Below are 16,487 nucleotides of genomic sequence, written 5' to 3' on the forward strand. Positions count from 1 at the left end.
GCGGAGCTTAAGGTCAGCAGCCACTGAGGGTTACTGAACAGGCTTGTTGTACTGCGACAGGTCCACCTGCGGGGTTGGCTGCAGGTGCGCGGTCGCGGGATTATCCACGGAGGGGTTGGACAGCTTGACGTCGCTGTCGTCGTCAGCTGCTACATAGGGGTTCTCGCCGGACAAGACGCGCTTGACTTGGTCGTGGTCCACGGTGTTGGTCCAGGTACCTACGACGAGGGTGGCGATGGAGTTGCCGGCGAAGTTAGTCAGTGCGCGGGCTTCGGACATGAAGCGGTCGATACCGACGATGATGCCCACACCAGAAAGCAGGTCAGGGCGGAAAGCCTGCAGGCCGGCAGCCAGAGTGGCTAGACCGGCGCCGGTGACACCGGCGGCACCCTTAGAAGCGATGATCATGAAGACCAGCAGGGAGATCTGCTCACCCATGCTCATCGGCATATTCATGGCGTCAGCGATGAAGATCGAGGCCATGGTCAGGTAGATGGCCGTGCCGTCGAGGTTGAAGGAATAACCAGTGGGAACGACAATGCCCACCGTCGCCTTGTCCACGCCGAGGTGCTCCATCTTGCGCATGAGGTTGGGCAGTGCGGATTCGGACGAGGACGTGGCCAGGATGAGCAGGAACTCGCGGCCGAGGTACTTGAACAGCTTCCACGGGGAGACGCGGGCCACCACCCACAGCACGGTGCCCAGCACACCGAAGACGAAGAGGAAGCAGGTGATGTAGAACGCGAGCATGAGCACAAGCATCTGCACCACCGCCTGGATACCGGTCTTGCCCACAACCGCCGCCATCGCACCGAATGCGCCGATCGGGGCGACCCAGAGGATCCAACCGAGGATCTTGAACACCAGCTTCTGCAGGTTGGCGACGAAGTTGAGGATGGGTTCGCCCTGCTTGCCCATAGACTGCACGGCGAAGCCGACGAACAGGCCGATGAACAGCACCTGCAGGATGGAACCGGAAACGAACGCGCTGAAGAATGTATCCGGGACGATGCCCTGGATAAAATCGATCAACCCGCCGCCTTCGCCGGCCTTCTCGGCGTACTTCGCACCTGCCGACGCATCACCGCTCAGCCCCAGGCCTTCACCCGGTTTAATGATGTTGCCCACGACCAGACCGATGGCCAGCGCGAGGGTGGACATGACGGTGAAGTAGATCAGCGCCAGACCACCAGTCTTGCCCACCGTTGCGGCGGATCGGACAGAACCGATTCCGAGCACGATGGTGCAGAAGATGATCGGCCCAACGATCATCTTGATCAACGAGACGAACGTGTCGCCGACGGGCTTCAGTTGGACGGCGACATCGGGTGCCACGAGGCCGAGGACGATGCCGCCGATAACGGCGATGATGACTCCGATGTAGAGCCAGTGGGTGTTGTCTTTGCGCTTCTTCGGTTCAGCGATTTGCGGACTGCCGGAAGCGGTGGCTGTGGAGCCGGGCTGCACGGATGACATGGTGCTTCCTCTCAGGAATGAAAAGTAACAAGTCAGTAATACTCCTCACTCGAGAGATTTCAGACATCGACAGCGACCAGTGTGATTTATCTCATTCCACTAGCGAGCCGTCCGTCACCGCCCCCGCCGTGTGCAGCGTCCACGCGTACTCGAACGCGGTCTGCTTCCACTTCGCGTAACGGCCGGACACGCCGCCGTGGCCGGCTGCCATTTCGGTCTTGAGCAGGAACTGCCCGCCGGTGGCTGTGGCGCGCAGTTTCGCGATCCACTTCGCGGGCTCGACATACAGTACGCGGGTGTCGTTGATACTGGTCACGGCCAGGATGTCAGGGTATTTCTTCGCCTCGACGTTCTCGTAGGGCGCGTAGGTGGCCATGTAGTCGTACACCTCCGGGTCGTGGTACGGGTCGCCCCATTCCTCCCACTCGCCGACGGTCAAAGGTAGTTCCGGCTTGAGGATCGAAGTCAACGGGTCCACGAACGGCACGATCGCCTGGATGCCGGCGAACTTCTCGGGAGCGAGGTTCGCTACCGCACCCATGAGCAGGCCGCCGGCGGAGCCGCCTTCCGCGACGAGCATCGAGGGGGTGGTCACGCCTTCGCGGATTAGCGCGTCGGAACAGGCCACGAAGTCGGTGAACGTGTTCTTCTTCGTCAGCATCTTACCATTGTCGTACCACAGGCGGCCCATCTCGCCGCCGCCGCGGACGTGCGCGCACACCCACACCATTCCGCGGTCCAGCAGGCTCAGCCGCGCGACGGAGAAGCCGGGATCCGTCGACGCTTCGTAGGACCCGTACCCGTACAGCAAGCAGGGGGCAGGCTTATCCGCGTTGAGATCGACGCGCCTGACCACCGACATCGGCACCTTGGTGCCGTCCTCGGCTGTGGCCCACATGCGCTCGGCGACGTATTGGTCGGGGTTGTACCCGCCGCGGACTTCCTGCTCTTTCAGCAGGGTGAGCTCGCCGGTGGCGACGCGGTAGTCCAGTACTTGGGCGGGTTGGGTGAAGGAGGTGTAGCTGATGCGCACCACCGGGGCGTCCCATTCCGGGTTGCCGGCCAGGGCCGCGGTGTAGAGCTCCTCGTCGAATTCCAGCTCCCGGAAGGAGCCGAACCCGCCGGCGGTGAGGTCGGCTACAGCGAGGCGGCCGATCCCGCTGCGTCGATAAGCGACGAAGATGAAGTCGCGGTAGGCATCGGTGCCCTCGATGCGCACCTGGTCGTCATGCGGCATGAGCTCGGTCAGCTCGCGCAGGGGCGGCAGGTGACCGGCGGCAACCGGGCACACGCCCACGGAGGAATTCGGCCCGTGCGCGTTGTGGGTGACCACCCAGTGTTCTTTTTCGCTGCTTCCCTGCCCGATAACGGCGAGGTCGACGTTGTACTCCACGCCCGCCTCGCGGGGCCAGAGCACTTGGAACTCGCCCTCCGGGTCGCTCATCGGCAGAACGCGGTATTCGGTGGTCAGGGAGGACGCGGAAACGATGAGCACGTAGCGCTCCGAGCGGTCCGCGGCCACGCCGACACCGAATTTCTCGTCGGTCTCCTCGTAGACGAGCACATCCTCGGTGGAATCAGTACCGAGCCGGTGACGCCACACCTGGTGGGGGCGCCACGCGTCGTCGACGCGGATGTAGAAGATATGGTCCTCGCCGGCCCAGGTGGCGCCGTAGAAGATGCCTGGGATCTCGTCGTCAAGCAACTGCCCTGTCGTGAGGTCCTTGACTTTGAGGTCGAAGCGCTCGTCGCCCGCGGTGTCCGTGGAGTACGCGAGGTAGCGGCCCGATGTGCTGATCGACGACGCTCCGACGGAGAAGAACTCGTGACCCTCGGCGAGCGCGTTGAAGTCGAGCAAAACCTGCTCGTCGGGCAGGCCCGAGCCGTCCTCCGGAAGCTCCGGCGGCGACCATGGGTCGCTGCCGTCGGTGACCGGCACGCGGCAGCTGATGCCGTAGCTCTTGCCTTCCTCCGTGCGGCCGTAATACCACCAGTCGCCCTGGCGCTGCGGGACGGACATGTCCGTCTCCTTCACACGCGACTTGATCTCGTTGTAGATCGAGTCCGTGAGCGCCTCGAGGTGTGCGGTCTGTTCCTTCGTGTAGGCGTTCTCCGCCTCGAGGTACGCGAGGGTCTCCGGGGACTCCTTGTCGCGCAACCACTCGTAATCGTCGACGAACTCCCGGCCGTGGAAGGTGCGGGTGATCGGGTGCTTCGCGGCGATCGGTGCTTGCGGACCGACCGGATTCGAATGAGGAGTCTCAGTCATGCCCACCGAGTCTAGCCCGCGCGAGCTCAGGCGAACTTGCGGCCCGAGAGGCGCTCGTAGGCCTCGATGTAGCGGTCGCGCGTGGCCTCGACGATGGAGCCCGGCAGCTCCGGCGGCGGGGTGCCCTCCTCCGGGTCCCACCCGGACTTCGGGCTGGTCAACCAGTTGCGCACATACTGCTTGTCAAAGCTGGGCTGGCTTTTGCCTTCCTCGTAGGAATCGGCCGGCCAGTAGCGGGAGGAGTCCGGGGTGAGCACTTCGTCCGCGAGCACCAGTGCGCCGTCGGCGTCGAGGCCGAACTCGAGCTTGGTGTCCGCGAGAATGATGCCACGTGTCTCCGCGTACTCGGCTGCGCGGGAGTAGATCTCCAGCGTCATGGCGCGCAGTTTCTCCGCCAGCTCCTCACCGACGTGCTTGACCACGTACTCGTACCGGACGTTCTCGTCGTGGTCGCCCTGCTCCGCCTTGGTGGCGGGCGTGAAAATCGGCTCCGGCAGCTTGGACGCTTCCTTCAGCCCCTCCGGCAGGGCGACGCCGCAGACGGCACCGTTCGCGTCGTATTCCTTCTTGCCGGAACCGGTGAGGTAGCCGCGGGCAACGCACTCGAAGGGAATCATGTTCAGCTTCTTCACCACGAAGGCGCTGCCCAAGACCTCTTCGGGAATCCGTTCGTCGTCAAGCGGCCCGGCGAGGTGGTTGGGCACACCGTCGAGCAGATCGAAGAAGAACTCGCTGGTGTAGGTGAGAATCTTGCCTTTGTCCGGGATTTCCGGCTCGAGCGCGTAGTCGAAGGCGGAAATCCGGTCGCTGGCGACCATCAGCAGAGTCTGGTCGTCGATCTCATAGATCTCCCGGACCTTGCCTGCGGAGAGGTGGTTATAGTCAGAAAGCTCTGGACGCATGCGTGCGATGTTACGCCCCCGGCTACAGGATCTCTCCCGGAGTGTATCCGGCGGCCTCTGGGTACTTCTGGGCCCAGACGTGGATGCGGTCCAAAACGTTGTCCACCTGGGCTTCCGCGGCGCCGATGAATGCGTGGCGGTCGGCCAACGCCTCCTCGAGCTGCTGTTGGTCAAGCGGCAAGCGGTCGTCGGCGGCGAGACGCTCGACGAGGTTTTGCTCCGCACCGTTTTCGCGCATGTCCAGGGCCATGGCCACCGCGTGCTCCTTGATCACCTCGTGGGCGGTCTCGCGCCCCACGCCCGCGCGCACCGACGCCATGAGGATGCGCGTGGTGGCCAGGAAAGGCAGGTAGCGGTCCAGTTCGCGGGTGATCATGGCCGGGAAGGCGCCGAATTCCGCCAGGACGGTCAGGAAGGTCTCCATCATGCCGTCGATGGCGAAGAAGGCGTCCGGTAGCGCGACGCGGCGCACCACGGAGCAGAACACGTCGCCCTCGTTCCACTGCTGGCCGGACAGGTCGCCGACCATGGTGAGGTAGCCACGCAGAATCACCTGGAAGCCGCAGATGCGCTCGCAGGAGCGGGCGTTCATCTTGTGCGGCATGGCGGACGAGCCGACCTGGCCTTCCTTGAAGCCCTCGGTGACGGTCTCGTTGCCGGCCATAAGACGGATGGTGGTAGCCAAACTCGACGGGCCGGCGCCCAACTGCACCAGCGCGGAGACCGCATCAAAGTCGAGGGAGCGCGGGTAGATCTGGCCCACGGAGTCGAAGATCCGCTCGAAGCCGAGATGCTGCGCAATGGCCTGCTCCAACTGGTTCAGCTTCGCCTCGTCGCCGCCGACCAGGTCGAACATGTCCTGTGCCGTACCCATCGGGCCCTTGATGCCACGCAGCGGGTAGCGGCCCAGCAGGTCCTCGACGCGGTCGAGTGCCACCACCATCTCATCAGCCGCGGAGGCGAAACGCTTGCCCAGCGTCGTCGCCTGCGCCGCCACGTTGTGGGAGCGGCCCGCCATAACCAGGGAGCGGTACTCGCCCGCACGGTTGCCGATGGCGTTCAGCACCGCGATGGCTCGGCCACGCACCAGCTCCAGGGAGCGGTAGATCTGCAGCTGCTCCACATTCTCGGTCAGGTCGCGGCTGGTCATGCCCTTGTGGATGTGCTCGTGGCCCGCCAGCGCGTTGAATTCCTCAATGCGCGCCTTCACGTCGTGGCGCGTCACCCGCTCGCGCTGCGCGATGGAGTCCAGATCGACCTGGTCCACGACCTTTTCATAGTCCGCGATCGCCTCTTCCGGGATGTCGATGCCCAGGTCACGCTGCGCGCGCATCACCGCGATCCACAGCTGGCGCTCCAGCACGATCTTGTTTTCCGCGCTCCACAGCGTGGCCATCTCGGCCGACGCGTAGCGGTTGGACAGGACATTCGCATTACGGGGTTTCGAGTCAGTCACGCGCACCATTATCGCACGGCGCCCGCTTTTCGACGCCTCCGCTGCCCCCGTCCCAGTCACCCGCACGACAGCGTGGATCTCGTTTACACGCGCCTTGAACATCACCAGCAAACGCGCAGGTCAAGCGGTCGAGCTGTGAAGGCTGATCACTGGAATGTCATCCAGATCCACGCGCCCGCTTTAAACCTGGATCTCCCCGTCGATCGCCGGGCGCGCGATGTCGCGGCGGTAGAAGGAGCCATCCAGGTCGATCTGCTCGATCGTCTCGTAGGCCGCGTCCACTGCGTCTTCGAGAGTCGCGCCCGTGCCGACAATGTTGAGCACGCGGCCGCCCGCGGAGACATAGCCGCCGTCCCGGGAGGAGGTGCCGGCGTGGAGGACGCGCGTGGGGTCGCCCAGAAGCCCGCCCTGCGCGGTGATCGGGTCGCCCTTGCGCGGGTTGGCCGGGTAGTTCTCGGCGGCCAACACCACCGTCACGGCGAAGCCGTCCTTCCACTCGAGCGGGGCCAGCGCATCCAGGGTGCCGGTGGCCGTGGCGTGCAGGACGTCAGCGAGCGGAGTCTCCAGCAGGGCGAGCACGGCTTGCGTTTCCGGGTCGCCGAAGCGGGCGTTGAATTCCACCACGGCGGGCCCGTCCGCACCCCAGGCCAGCCCGGCGTAGAGCAGGCCGGAGTACGGAGTGCCGCGGCGCACCATCTCAGCCGCCACGGGGGCGACCACCTCGTCGACGATGCGCCTAACGCCGTCAGCAGGCAGCCACGGCAGCGGGGTGTAGGCGCCCATGCCGCCGGTATTGGGGCCCTCGTCATTGTCGTAGGCGCGCTTATGGTCCTGGGCCGGGATCAGCGGCACGACAATTTCACCGTCGACGAGGCAGAACAGGGAGACCTCCGGGCCCTCGAGGAAGGACTCGAACAGCACGGGGTTGCCGGCGGCGATGACGGCCTCGGCGTGCTCCTTGGCTGCGGCGCGGTCCGGCGTCACCACAACGCCTTTGCCGCCGGCGAGACCGTCATCTTTGACCACCCAGGTGGGGCCGAACGCGTCGAGCGCCGCCTCCATCTCGGAGGCATCGGTGACCTGGCGGGCATCGGCGGTCCGAACACCCGCCGCAGCCATGACGTCTTTCGCGAACGCCTTCGAGCCCTCCAGTGCGGCGGCAGCTTTGGAGGGACCGAAGACGGCGATGTCCGCTTCCCTTAGCGCGTCGGCGACACCGGCCACCAGCGGCTGCTCCGGGCCAATGACCACCAAGTCCGCACCGATGGACTGGGCCAGCGCGACAGTGGCGGGACCATCGGTGACATCGAGCTCGTGCACAGCGGCCAGGCCCGCGATACCGGCATTGCCCGGCGCGGCATGCAGCTCATGCTGCCCGTCCCCGGGTGCCGGTGCGGACGATGCTGCCAGTGCATGGACAAGGGCGTGTTCGCGGCCGCCCGAACCGATCACGAGGATGCGCATGCGGCCCATAGTATCGCTACCCTGGGCGGGCATGAGCACTGTCAGCACTGTCTTCACCAAGATCATCAACGGGGAGATCCCCGGCCGTTTCATCTACCGCGACGAGACTGTCGCCGCGTTTTTGACCATCGAGCCGATCGCGTACGGCCACACGCTCGTGGTTCCGGTCGCCGAGGTGGACAAGTGGACGGACCTGGATTCGGCGACGTGGCTGCACGCCAACGAGGTGGCACAGGAGATCGGCCAGGCTGTGATCACGGCCTTCGGCTCGGAGCGCGCCGGCTACCTCATCGCGGGCTTCGAGGTGCCGCACGCCCACATCCATGTCTTCCCGGCCAACGACATGTCCGGCTACAGCCTGCAGAACATCATGCGCGCCGACGAAACGGACGATGCCGAGATGGACGCCGCCGCCGAAAAGCTGCGCGCTGAGCTGGGCACCGGCCCAGACGGCCGCCGCGCCTAGTCTTTCCCGGTTCTTTCTAGCTCTCCCCGGCCGGCTGCTCCGGCCCACCGCCGCCGATGCGCAGCCACGGGAGACTCACCGTGAACTTGGAGCCCTCACCAGGCGCAGACTTCACGGTGATGGCGCCGCCGTGCTGCTCCACAATGGACTTCGTGATGGCTAGCCCCAGCCCGGAACCGCCGGCGCTCTTGGAGCGGTTACGCGAAGAATCCGCGCGGAAGAACCGCTCGAAAATGTGGTCGGTGTCTTCCGGGTTCATCCCGCAGCCGTTGTCGGCCACATCGATGTAGACGTTGTCGAGGTATTCACGCAGCGTGATGGTCACTTCTGCGTCATCACCAGCGTGTTTGAACGCGTTACTGACCAGGTTGAGAAGCACTTGGTGGAGACGGTCGGGGTCACCGGACACCAGTGGGATGTCGGTTGCCTCCTTCTCCACGGTGAGCGAGCGCCCGGGAAACGCCGCCCGAGCGGAACTGCTGACAGACAGCACGAGTTCGAGAACGTCGACTTCCCGCATGTTCAGCCGCGTTCCTTCCGCGCGCGTGAGTGCCAGGAGGTCCTCCACCAGCAGCTTCATACGCGCCGATTCTTCGTCGATCTTGCTCAACACCATATCTGCGTCGTCCGTCGCACCGGCACGGTACAGCTCGGTGTAACCCCGCACGCTCGTTAGCGGGGTACGCAGTTCGTGCGACGCATCGCCAACGAAGCGGCGCATCTGCTCCTCTTTCTCCCGGGATTCGTCGAGAGTTTCTTGCAGCTGGCTGACCATCGTGTTCATCGCGTACGACAGGCGCCCGAATTCGGTGTCGCGCGGCCACGCAGGCGCACGGCAGTTGATATTCCCGTCCGCGATCGCCAACGCCGTGTTCTCCAGATCCTTCAGTGGAAGCAGCGCCCGCCGGACAAAGAAAGTTCCGGCCGCGCCCATCACCGTCAACGCAAGCAGGCTTATCGACGCCAGCACCACCGCCAACGCCTCGAGCATCTTGTTTTCCTGCTCCAGCGATTTGGCGACGACTGTCGCCGTCCCGTCCGGCGCCTGGACAGCGATGACCCTGAACTTCAAATCCGGTTGATCGCCGAAGATGCAGTCCGCCCCGACGGTGCGGGGGCGGCGATCGAAGATCAACTCCGACGTCCTTGGAAAGCAGCCGTTCACTTTGTCGATCCGCGGTGCCTGCCCGGGTACGACCGTCATGAGAAGGAACTGGCTGGGCAAGTACGTGTCCACGGAGGAATTTCGCACCTCCGGGCTGAGAGCCCACGTGGTGAGCCCCTTACGCAGGTCCTTATCCACCCGCTCGTACGTCTGATCGCGGGTCAGCCCCCACACAGCCGCCGACATTCCCGTCAGACCCAGCCCAGAAATGACCATCAAGATGATCAGCAGCCGGGTCCTCAGCCGCAATTTGGGAACACGGCTCGCGGCCAGGCGTGTCAACGTCGCCGGTGCAACCTCCGGCCGAAGCGACGCCATTACTGGCGCGGAGTGCGCAGCACGTAGCCCACGCCACGAACAGTGTGAATGAGCGGGGTGTCACCGGTGTCGACCTTACGGCGCAGGTACGAGATGTAGGATTCCACCACGTTGCCGTCGCCGCCGAAATCGTAGTGCCACACGTTGTCGAGGATCTTCGCCTTGGACAGCACCACTTCCGCGTTCAGCATCAGGTAGCGCAGGAGGTTGAATTCCGTCGGGGACAGTTCAACGATTTCTCCGGCCTTGGTCACCTCGTGGGTTTCGTCGTTAAGCGTCAAATCTGCGTAGCGGATCGTCGAATCCTCGACCTCGCCCTCGGTGACGTTGCCGCGGCGCAAAATGACGCGCAGTCGCGTGATCACCTCTTCAAGCGAGAACGGTTTGGTCACGTAGTCGTCCGCGCCGATGGTCAGACCGTGGATGCGGTCCTCCACACCGTCCTTTGCCGTCAGGAACAGCACCGGAGCATCCAGACCTTCGCTGCGCAGCTTGGCCAGCAGCTCAAAACCGTCCATGCCCGGCATCATCACGTCGAGAATGTAAGCGTCCGGCTTGATTTCGCGCGCCAGCTTCAGCGCCTCCTGGCCAGATTCCGCCGACTCGACCTCGAAACCCTGGAACTTCAGCGAAACAGTGAGCAGCTCAACAATGTTCGGCTCGTCATCGACAACGAGCACCTGGACGTTCTGCGGGGTAGGCGTATCAGCCATGACAGTCACTTTCTTCCTTGAGCGGGGTGACTAGCCGCAAGGGCACTCAAGCAGCCCCTGCGCACGCGTCACGCGGGAACGAACCTATTCAACAAGCAGAAACTGAACGTTTCCTGTATGTCTACTGTACCGCTGTTTCGTCTTGAGAGGGAGTTCGTGGGGCGCGCTCAACACACAAACAAACCCCAGCTCAACGTAGATCGCAGAGCTGGGGCCGTACTTGAGCTGGAGACGAGACTTGAACTCGCAACCTACGGTTTACAAGACCGTTGCGCTACCGATTGCGCCACTCCAGCACTGGCCGAGATTCTACAAGCAGAAGCACCCGCACGACAAAAGGGGTCTCTCCTCGCGCCGTACAGATCGGACAGTTAGTGTGTCGGTGTGGCAACGGTGTTCAAAAATATGCGGGAGTCGATGCGCACCACCAGCCCGGTGGCGACCATCGACCAGGCGCGGACGTCTCCCCCGCCGTCCGTCCTCGCGCCCGTCGACCTGACCGACCCGACACAGGTGGCGGCAGTGATGACCATTGGCGCACGCGTCGGCGAGATTCTCATCGCGAACGGAACAACCAGCTCTGACGCGAAAGCTCAGATTCACGCTGTAACGTCGTCGTACGGTCTCCACTACTGCCACGTGGACATCACGATGAACACCATCACGATCAACTCCCAGATCGGCACCGTGCGCAAACAGCCCGTCAACGTGTTCCGGGTTGTGACGGACATGTCCGAGAACTTCTCCAAACTGCAAGAGGTGGACCGCCTGATCCGCTCAATCCGTGCGGGTGCGACACCACCAGACATCGCGGAGAAGATTCTCGACGAACTGGAAGCAGCTCCGCCACCGTACCCGGAGTGGGTATCCGTCGCCGGGTGGTCGCTTATGGGCGCGTCCATTGCGATCCTGCTCGGCGGCGATCTACTCATGGCTGCGCTCGGCACAGTCACCGCCGCATTGATCACCATCATCAACACCTGGATGAGCAAGAAGCAGCTTCCGTACTTCTACCACTGCGTCGTCGGCGGCTTCGTGGCCACGGTGCCGGCCGCCGTGTTCTATTCGCTGGCCACGCGAGCAGGCACGACCATCGTGCCGAGTCAAGTCATCGCCACCGGCATCGTCGTCTTGCTCGCCGGCCTAACCCTCGTCCAGTCACTGCAAGACGGCGTGACCGGCTCCCCCGTCACTGCCAGCGGCCGCTTCTTCCAAGCCATCCTTTTCACCGGCGCGATCATCGCCGGAGTGGCCGGCGGCATTCAAGTGGCCGATCTCTTCGGTGCTGGCCTCCCCCCAATTGAGACGCAGCCCCCCACACCGACCTACGGATCGGCGATCGTGCGCAGCCTCGGCGGTGTTTTCGCCGCAGCCGGCTTCGCCCTCGCGGTGTATGCAGAAGTCCCCGCCATCATCGCGACCGCGGTCACCGCCTTCTTCGGCGGATTCACCTACTACGCCGTGCTCATCCCCTTCGGCTCGGGCCGCTTGTTCGCCACCGCACTGTGCTCGATCATGGTCGGTCTTGCCGGTGGTCTCATCGCCCGCCGCTACCTGATCGCCCCGCTGATCACCGAGGTCGCCGGTGTCACTCCGTTCCTGCCGGGTTCGGGCGTGTACCGCGGCATGTACGCCCTGCTCAACGACCAGACCGTCCTGGGCCTGAACAACATGTTCATCGCGGTGAGCACCTGCATGGCCCTCGCTGGCGGCGTGGTGCTCGGCGAGTGGATCGCCCGACGCATCCGCCGCCCCCAGACGTTCAACCCCTACCGCGCCTTCCGCGCGGCAGGCCGCATGACGTTCCAGCAGATTCAACGCGCCGAGCAAGCCGCCGCCCGTCGCCGGGCCGAACAGCTTGCGAAGAACCAGGCGAAGAAAGAGCTGGCCAAGAAGACCCATCCACCGAAGCAGGTGAAGAAACAGCAGTCCAAAAAGCAGCAGCCGGTCAAGAATCCGCTGGCGAAGAAGCCCCCGAAGCAGACCCCGGGCGCGACCCCCAGCGCGGGCGGCGATGGCGTAGAATAGACGGGTCAAAACTGTTTACCGCCAGGCAAGACCCCCAGGAGGTTTTTCGTGCCCCCCAAGATCACCGACAGCCGCCCCAACCCGGACGCAGCCGTCCACACGGTCGAGGAGCAGACGGCCTCCGGCGCGCGCCGCATCGTGGCCACCTACGCGGAGGATCTTGTCGACGGTGTGACGCTCATGTGCATGCTCGGCATCGAACCGCAGGGTTTGGTGTACAAGCAATTCGCCGAGGACTACGAGGCTGAGATCGCCGCGGCTGAGGAGGAAGAATCCTCCGCGAAGAAATCCACCAAGAAGACCACGAAGAAGGCATCCAAAAAGATGTCCAAGAAGTCCACTAAGAAAACTGCGAAGAAAGCCGCCAAGAAGACCACGAAGAAAGCCACCAAGAAGTCCACCAAGAAGACGACCAAAAAGGCCGCCAAGAAGACAACCGGCGATGAGGGATAACCAGTTCGTTGTCGTAGCCAACCGCCTGCCAGTCGACCGAGTCGACGGCAGGTGGGTGGCTTCTCCGGGCGGGCTGGTTTCCGCCCTCGCACCCGTGCTCAGGGCCAATAAGGGCTGCTGGGTGGGGTGGCCCGGGGAACCGGGAGCGTACTTTGAGCCATTCGACAACGACGGCATCACCCTCCACGCGGTGCAGCTGGATGAGGAGGACTTCCACCAGTTCTACGAAGGCTTTTCCAATTCCACCCTTTGGCCCCTGTACCACGATCTGATTGTCACGCCGGAGTACCACCGGTCCTGGTGGCAGCGCTACCGCAGCGTGAACGAGAAGTTCGCGCGTGTAGCCGCCGATGTCGCCGCCGAGGGTGCGACTGTCTGGGTGCAGGACTACCAGCTCCAATTGGTGCCAGGCATGTTGCGCGAGATGCGCCCCGACGTGACCATCGGCTTCTTCCTTCACATCCCCTTCCCCAGCCCTGACCTCTTCCGGCAGCTGCCGTGGCGTGCAGAGGTACTCCGCGGGCTGGAAGGCGCCGACCTGATCGGTTTCCAAAGGCAGCGCGACGAGTCCAACTTCCGCGACCTCGCCGTGACCTGCCGCAGCCCGGAGCTCCAAGGCAGGGAAGCCGGCAACACCGCAGGCACCACAGGCACCGCAGTAGCCCGCGCAGCAGACGACGCGGCAAACATCCCCCGGACCGGCACCTTCCCCATCTCCATCGACGCCTCCGAGTTCAGCCTCGCAGACGAATCGGCGATCGCCGCAGTCCGCGGTTCCGTGGCCAACCCGCGGACGCTCATCCTGGGGGTCGACCGCCTCGACTACACCAAGGGGATTCTCCAGCGCCTCACTGCGATAGAGGAGCTGCTCAAGGAAGGTCGGCTCGAATCCGTCGCCATGATTCAGGTGGCCACACCGTCGCGCGAGCGCATCGCCAGCTACCAGAAGACCCGCGCGGGCGTGGAAGAAGCCGTCGGGCGCATCAACGGCCGCTACGGCTCTCTGGGCAACCCAGTCGTGCACTACGAACACCACTCCATGCCCAAATCGCAGCTGCGCAACTACTACTCCGCCGCAGATATCATGCTGGTCACCCCATTCAAGGACGGAATGAATCTCGTGGCCAAGGAGTACGTCGCGTGCCACCCGGACGGCAGCGGCGCCCTGGTGCTTTCGGAATTCGCGGGGGCTGCAGTAGAGCTTGACCAGGCTCACCTGTGCAACCCGTTCGACGTGGAGTCGGTGAAGGGGGCGATCATGGCGGCCGTCGATAAGCACGGCTCTGAGGAGGCGCGCGACGCGATGCTTGCGATGAATGCCCAAGTCCTCGAACACGACGTCGCGCGGTGGGCTGATTCCTTCCTCGAGGCGCTCCGCGAGGTCGAGCGATGAAACACCTCGTCACCGCCCTGTGGGTACTGTGCCTGTTCCTGTCCTTGGCTGCCTGCGGGAACGAACCCGACCACATGCTCGCGGGCCGCACGTGGGAGGTCACCGCCGTCTACACCGACCCCGAACTCCCCGGAGCCGTGCCCGGTGACGCCGCCGGTCGCGCCCTCATCGTCTTCGGCGCCGAGTCGCTCACCGCCCGCACCGCCTGCGCCCCGCTCCAGGCCGGCGCCGAGGTCAACGACGACGAAGTGCGCCTCAAAGGTGTCCGTGTCGGCGACGTCCGCGACGACTGCATCGGCGGCTCCCGCCGCGTCCACGACCAGCTGACCAGCCTTCTCACCGAGGGCGCCGAATTCGATGTCGCGCACCTCACCGACGACGTAATCACCCTCAAGCTGCGCTCCGACGTCCTCGACCGCCCGACAATCAAACTGGTGGCGCAGTAACACCATCCGCCAGGAAGGATCAGCAATGCTCCCCTCCCCGCACACCTCCATCGAACGCCTCGCAGGTGCCGACACTCTCCTGGTCTGCATGGATTTCGACGGCACCATCTGCCCGCTCGGCACCGATGCCTACACCGTCACACCCGACCCGCGAGCCATCGCCGCATTAAAGACGCTCGCCCAGCTACCCGGCACCGACGTGGCCATCCTGTCCGGCCGGCACCTCGATGGCCTGCGGAAGGTCTGCCCGCTCGGCCCACCCGTCACGCTGGTCGGCTCCCACGGCGCAGAACCCACTACAGGGGGACCCGAACTCAGCCCCGACGACCTCGCGTACCTCGCGGAAATCCAGCACTCACTCGAGCAGCTTATCGACGCCTCCTCAACCACACTCCCCGGCGCCTTCGTCGAGATCAAGCCCTACCAGCGAGTTTTGCATGTGATGAAGCTCGCCGAATCCGATCCAGCCGCTGCAGCCGCGATCCTGCAGCAGGCCGAGGACCTGCCCAGTCACGGCCGCCCCGTCACCCCGGGCCACAATATCCTAGAGTTTTCTGCCCTCGACATCACCAAAGGCAGCTGGCTCGAAGCCGAGAAGACCCGGTACTCCGCCACGCTCTTCGCCGGCGACGACGTGACCGACGAGACCGCCCTGAAAGTCCTAGACACCAGCCCCGGCGCGGATGTGGGCATCAAGGTGCGCCCCGCCGGGGCCGGGAACACCGGCGGGGCGTTCTCAGACACCGCGGCGAATTACCAGATCGGCTCGGTTTCCCAGGTCGCAGATTTCCTCACCGAGCTCGCGGCGGCGCGACAGTCCGCCCACGCCGAAACTCCGTCGGCAAAATGACCCGCGGCGCTGTCTCCGGCTCGGCGCGGCGCGAAGCAACTGGCGCGGGCTGGTCGTCGCCGGTCGCGTCGAGAAGCTCACTGAGCACCTGCCCGACTGTCACGCCTTTACGCCGATTCGGCTGCACAACCGTGGTCAGTCCGCGGGCGAGCGCCTGCTCCACCCCATCAAAACCCGTCACGGAAACATCCCCCGGCACATTCAAGCCAGCTTCCCCGCAATAGTCCAGCACACCGAACGCCATTGAGTCGGTGGTGCACAGAACAGCGGTCACGTCGGGGGCAAGAGTGAAGAGCTCACGGGCGGCGTCGATAGCCGAGGTGTGGTCGTTGAAGTGGCGGGTGACGATGGGCACATCCCCAATGCCGGCTTCGGCGAACACCTCGAGCGCCCCCGTGATGCGTCCGCGCTGCACGTGCATGTCCGCGCCCGTCACGTCCGCCGGGCTCACCGCGCCCTCGCGCGACTCGTCGCCGAAGAGCCGCTTGCCCACAATGCCCAGGCGCCGGTGCCCCGCCTCCACCAAAGCACGGGCGGCGGGTTTGATGGCCTCCGCGTCCTCGATGCCCACATACGCGATCCCCGTCGTCCCGCCGCCAGCTGCCGCATCGGCAGGGTACGGCTGGTCGCACACCACCACCGGCACACCCCTGGCCCGGACAGCCTCGAGATGGGGCTCGGATTGGGGGACGGAGTAGACCACGAAGGCGTCGACAAGCGCCGCCCCGATGAGCGGGCTCGCCGCCGTTTCCTGATTGGGGCCCAACGGAATGAGCGTCAGCGCATTACCCGCGCCCGCGGAGCTCTCACTGAGCCCCGCAAGAAAATCTATCGACGCCTGATCCTCAAACGCATACGCTAAATGCTCCGTCAGAATCACCCCGACCGCACCCGCCTGACGCGTACGCAAACTCCGCGCCGTCGGATCCGGCCCCGCATACCCGCGCGCCCGCGCCGCCGCCAAAATCCGCTCCCGCAGCTCCGGCGACAACTGGTCCGGGTGGTTATACGCATTCGACACCGTCGTGCGGGACACCCCCACCTCCGCCGCGATCGATGCCAACGTGCCCCGTCTTTGAGCCATGTAG

At 64.6% G+C, this 16,487-nt stretch carries 14 protein-coding genes and 1 tRNA gene; 6 read left to right on the forward strand and 9 right to left on the reverse strand.

Annotated elements, in window-relative coordinates; translation table 11 throughout:
- Nucleotides 1–30 precede the first annotated feature (30 nt).
- The 5 genes from QYQ98_RS04395 to purD form a co-directional block, all read right to left on the reverse strand.
- On the reverse strand, nucleotides 31–1,476 hold the full coding sequence (locus QYQ98_RS04395; protein ID WP_302007535.1) for a cation:dicarboxylase symporter family transporter: 1,446 nt from the start codon (nucleotides 1,474–1,476) through the stop codon (nucleotides 31–33).
- A gap of 91 nt (nucleotides 1,477–1,567) precedes the next feature.
- Complete coding sequence (locus QYQ98_RS04400; protein WP_302007536.1) at nucleotides 1,568–3,745, reverse strand: S9 family peptidase; 2,178 nt, start codon at nucleotides 3,743–3,745, stop codon at nucleotides 1,568–1,570.
- Nucleotides 3,746–3,771: 26 nt separating this feature from the next.
- Nucleotides 3,772–4,647, reverse strand: coding sequence for a phosphoribosylaminoimidazolesuccinocarboxamide synthase (locus tag QYQ98_RS04405; RefSeq protein ID WP_302007537.1), 876 nt, complete (start codon nucleotides 4,645–4,647; stop codon nucleotides 3,772–3,774).
- Nucleotides 4,648–4,669: 22 nt separating this feature from the next.
- Nucleotides 4,670–6,112: an adenylosuccinate lyase gene (purB, locus tag QYQ98_RS04410; RefSeq protein WP_302007538.1), complete on the reverse strand. Its 1,443-nt coding sequence runs from the start codon at nucleotides 6,110–6,112 to the stop codon at nucleotides 4,670–4,672.
- Nucleotides 6,113–6,283: 171 nt separating this feature from the next.
- Nucleotides 6,284–7,567 carry a phosphoribosylamine--glycine ligase gene (gene purD, locus QYQ98_RS04415; RefSeq protein WP_302007539.1) on the reverse strand — a complete coding sequence of 428 codons (1,284 nt, stop codon included), beginning with the start codon at nucleotides 7,565–7,567 and terminating at the stop codon, nucleotides 6,284–6,286.
- Nucleotides 7,568–7,598: 31 nt separating this feature from the next.
- On the opposite strand from purD, the gene QYQ98_RS04420 reads away from it, so the two are divergent.
- Nucleotides 7,599–8,033: an HIT family protein gene (locus tag QYQ98_RS04420; protein WP_302007540.1), complete on the forward strand. Its 435-nt coding sequence runs from the start codon at nucleotides 7,599–7,601 to the stop codon at nucleotides 8,031–8,033.
- A gap of 16 nt (nucleotides 8,034–8,049) precedes the next feature.
- Here QYQ98_RS04420 and QYQ98_RS04425 read toward each other — a convergent pair whose 3' ends face one another.
- The 3 genes from QYQ98_RS04425 to QYQ98_RS04435 all read right to left on the reverse strand — a co-directional run bounded on the left by QYQ98_RS04425 (nucleotide 8,050) and on the right by QYQ98_RS04435 (nucleotide 10,525).
- The gene (locus QYQ98_RS04425; protein WP_302007541.1) at nucleotides 8,050–9,516 is read right to left on the reverse strand and encodes a cell wall metabolism sensor histidine kinase WalK; all 1,467 of its coding nucleotides are present in this window, start codon (nucleotides 9,514–9,516) and stop codon (nucleotides 8,050–8,052) included.
- Complete coding sequence (locus tag QYQ98_RS04430; protein WP_302007542.1) at nucleotides 9,516–10,229, reverse strand: response regulator transcription factor; 714 nt, start codon at nucleotides 10,227–10,229, stop codon at nucleotides 9,516–9,518. Before QYQ98_RS04430 ends, QYQ98_RS04425 begins: the two co-directional genes overlap by 1 nt.
- 223 nt (nucleotides 10,230–10,452) lie before the next feature.
- A tRNA-Thr gene (locus QYQ98_RS04435) sits at nucleotides 10,453–10,525 on the reverse strand.
- 88 nt (nucleotides 10,526–10,613) lie between these two features.
- Between QYQ98_RS04435 and QYQ98_RS04440 the strand changes: the two genes are divergently transcribed.
- From QYQ98_RS04440 to otsB, 5 genes are read left to right on the forward strand one after another with little or no spacing between them, the layout of a single operon-like run.
- Nucleotides 10,614–12,257, forward strand: coding sequence for a threonine/serine exporter ThrE family protein (locus QYQ98_RS04440; RefSeq protein WP_367881641.1), 1,644 nt, complete (start codon nucleotides 10,614–10,616; stop codon nucleotides 12,255–12,257).
- Between the two features lie 48 nt (nucleotides 12,258–12,305).
- Entirely contained in the window at nucleotides 12,306–12,710 is a 405-nt protein-coding gene (locus QYQ98_RS04445; RefSeq protein WP_302007543.1) for a histone, read from the forward strand.
- Nucleotides 12,700–14,103: a trehalose-6-phosphate synthase gene (locus QYQ98_RS04450; protein WP_302007544.1), complete on the forward strand. Its 1,404-nt coding sequence runs from the start codon at nucleotides 12,700–12,702 to the stop codon at nucleotides 14,101–14,103. The genes QYQ98_RS04445 and QYQ98_RS04450 overlap by 11 nt, the downstream gene beginning before the upstream one ends.
- Nucleotides 14,100–14,549 (forward strand): hypothetical protein, encoded by a 450-nt coding sequence (locus tag QYQ98_RS04455; RefSeq protein ID WP_302007545.1) that lies wholly within the window; start codon nucleotides 14,100–14,102, stop codon nucleotides 14,547–14,549. The genes QYQ98_RS04450 and QYQ98_RS04455 overlap by 4 nt, the downstream gene beginning before the upstream one ends.
- Nucleotides 14,550–14,574: 25 nt before the next feature.
- Nucleotides 14,575–15,399, forward strand: coding sequence for a trehalose-phosphatase (gene otsB, locus QYQ98_RS04460; protein ID WP_302007546.1), 825 nt, complete (start codon nucleotides 14,575–14,577; stop codon nucleotides 15,397–15,399).
- Here otsB and QYQ98_RS04465 read toward each other — a convergent pair.
- Nucleotides 15,341–16,483 (reverse strand): LacI family DNA-binding transcriptional regulator, encoded by a 1,143-nt coding sequence (locus tag QYQ98_RS04465; RefSeq protein ID WP_302007547.1) that lies wholly within the window; start codon nucleotides 16,481–16,483, stop codon nucleotides 15,341–15,343. The genes otsB and QYQ98_RS04465 overlap by 59 nt on opposite strands.
- Nucleotides 16,484–16,487: the final 4 nt, after the last annotated feature.

The sequence above is a fragment of the Corynebacterium sp. P3-F1 genome (assembly GCF_030503635.1).
GTDB lineage: Bacteria > Actinomycetota > Actinomycetes > Mycobacteriales > Mycobacteriaceae > Corynebacterium.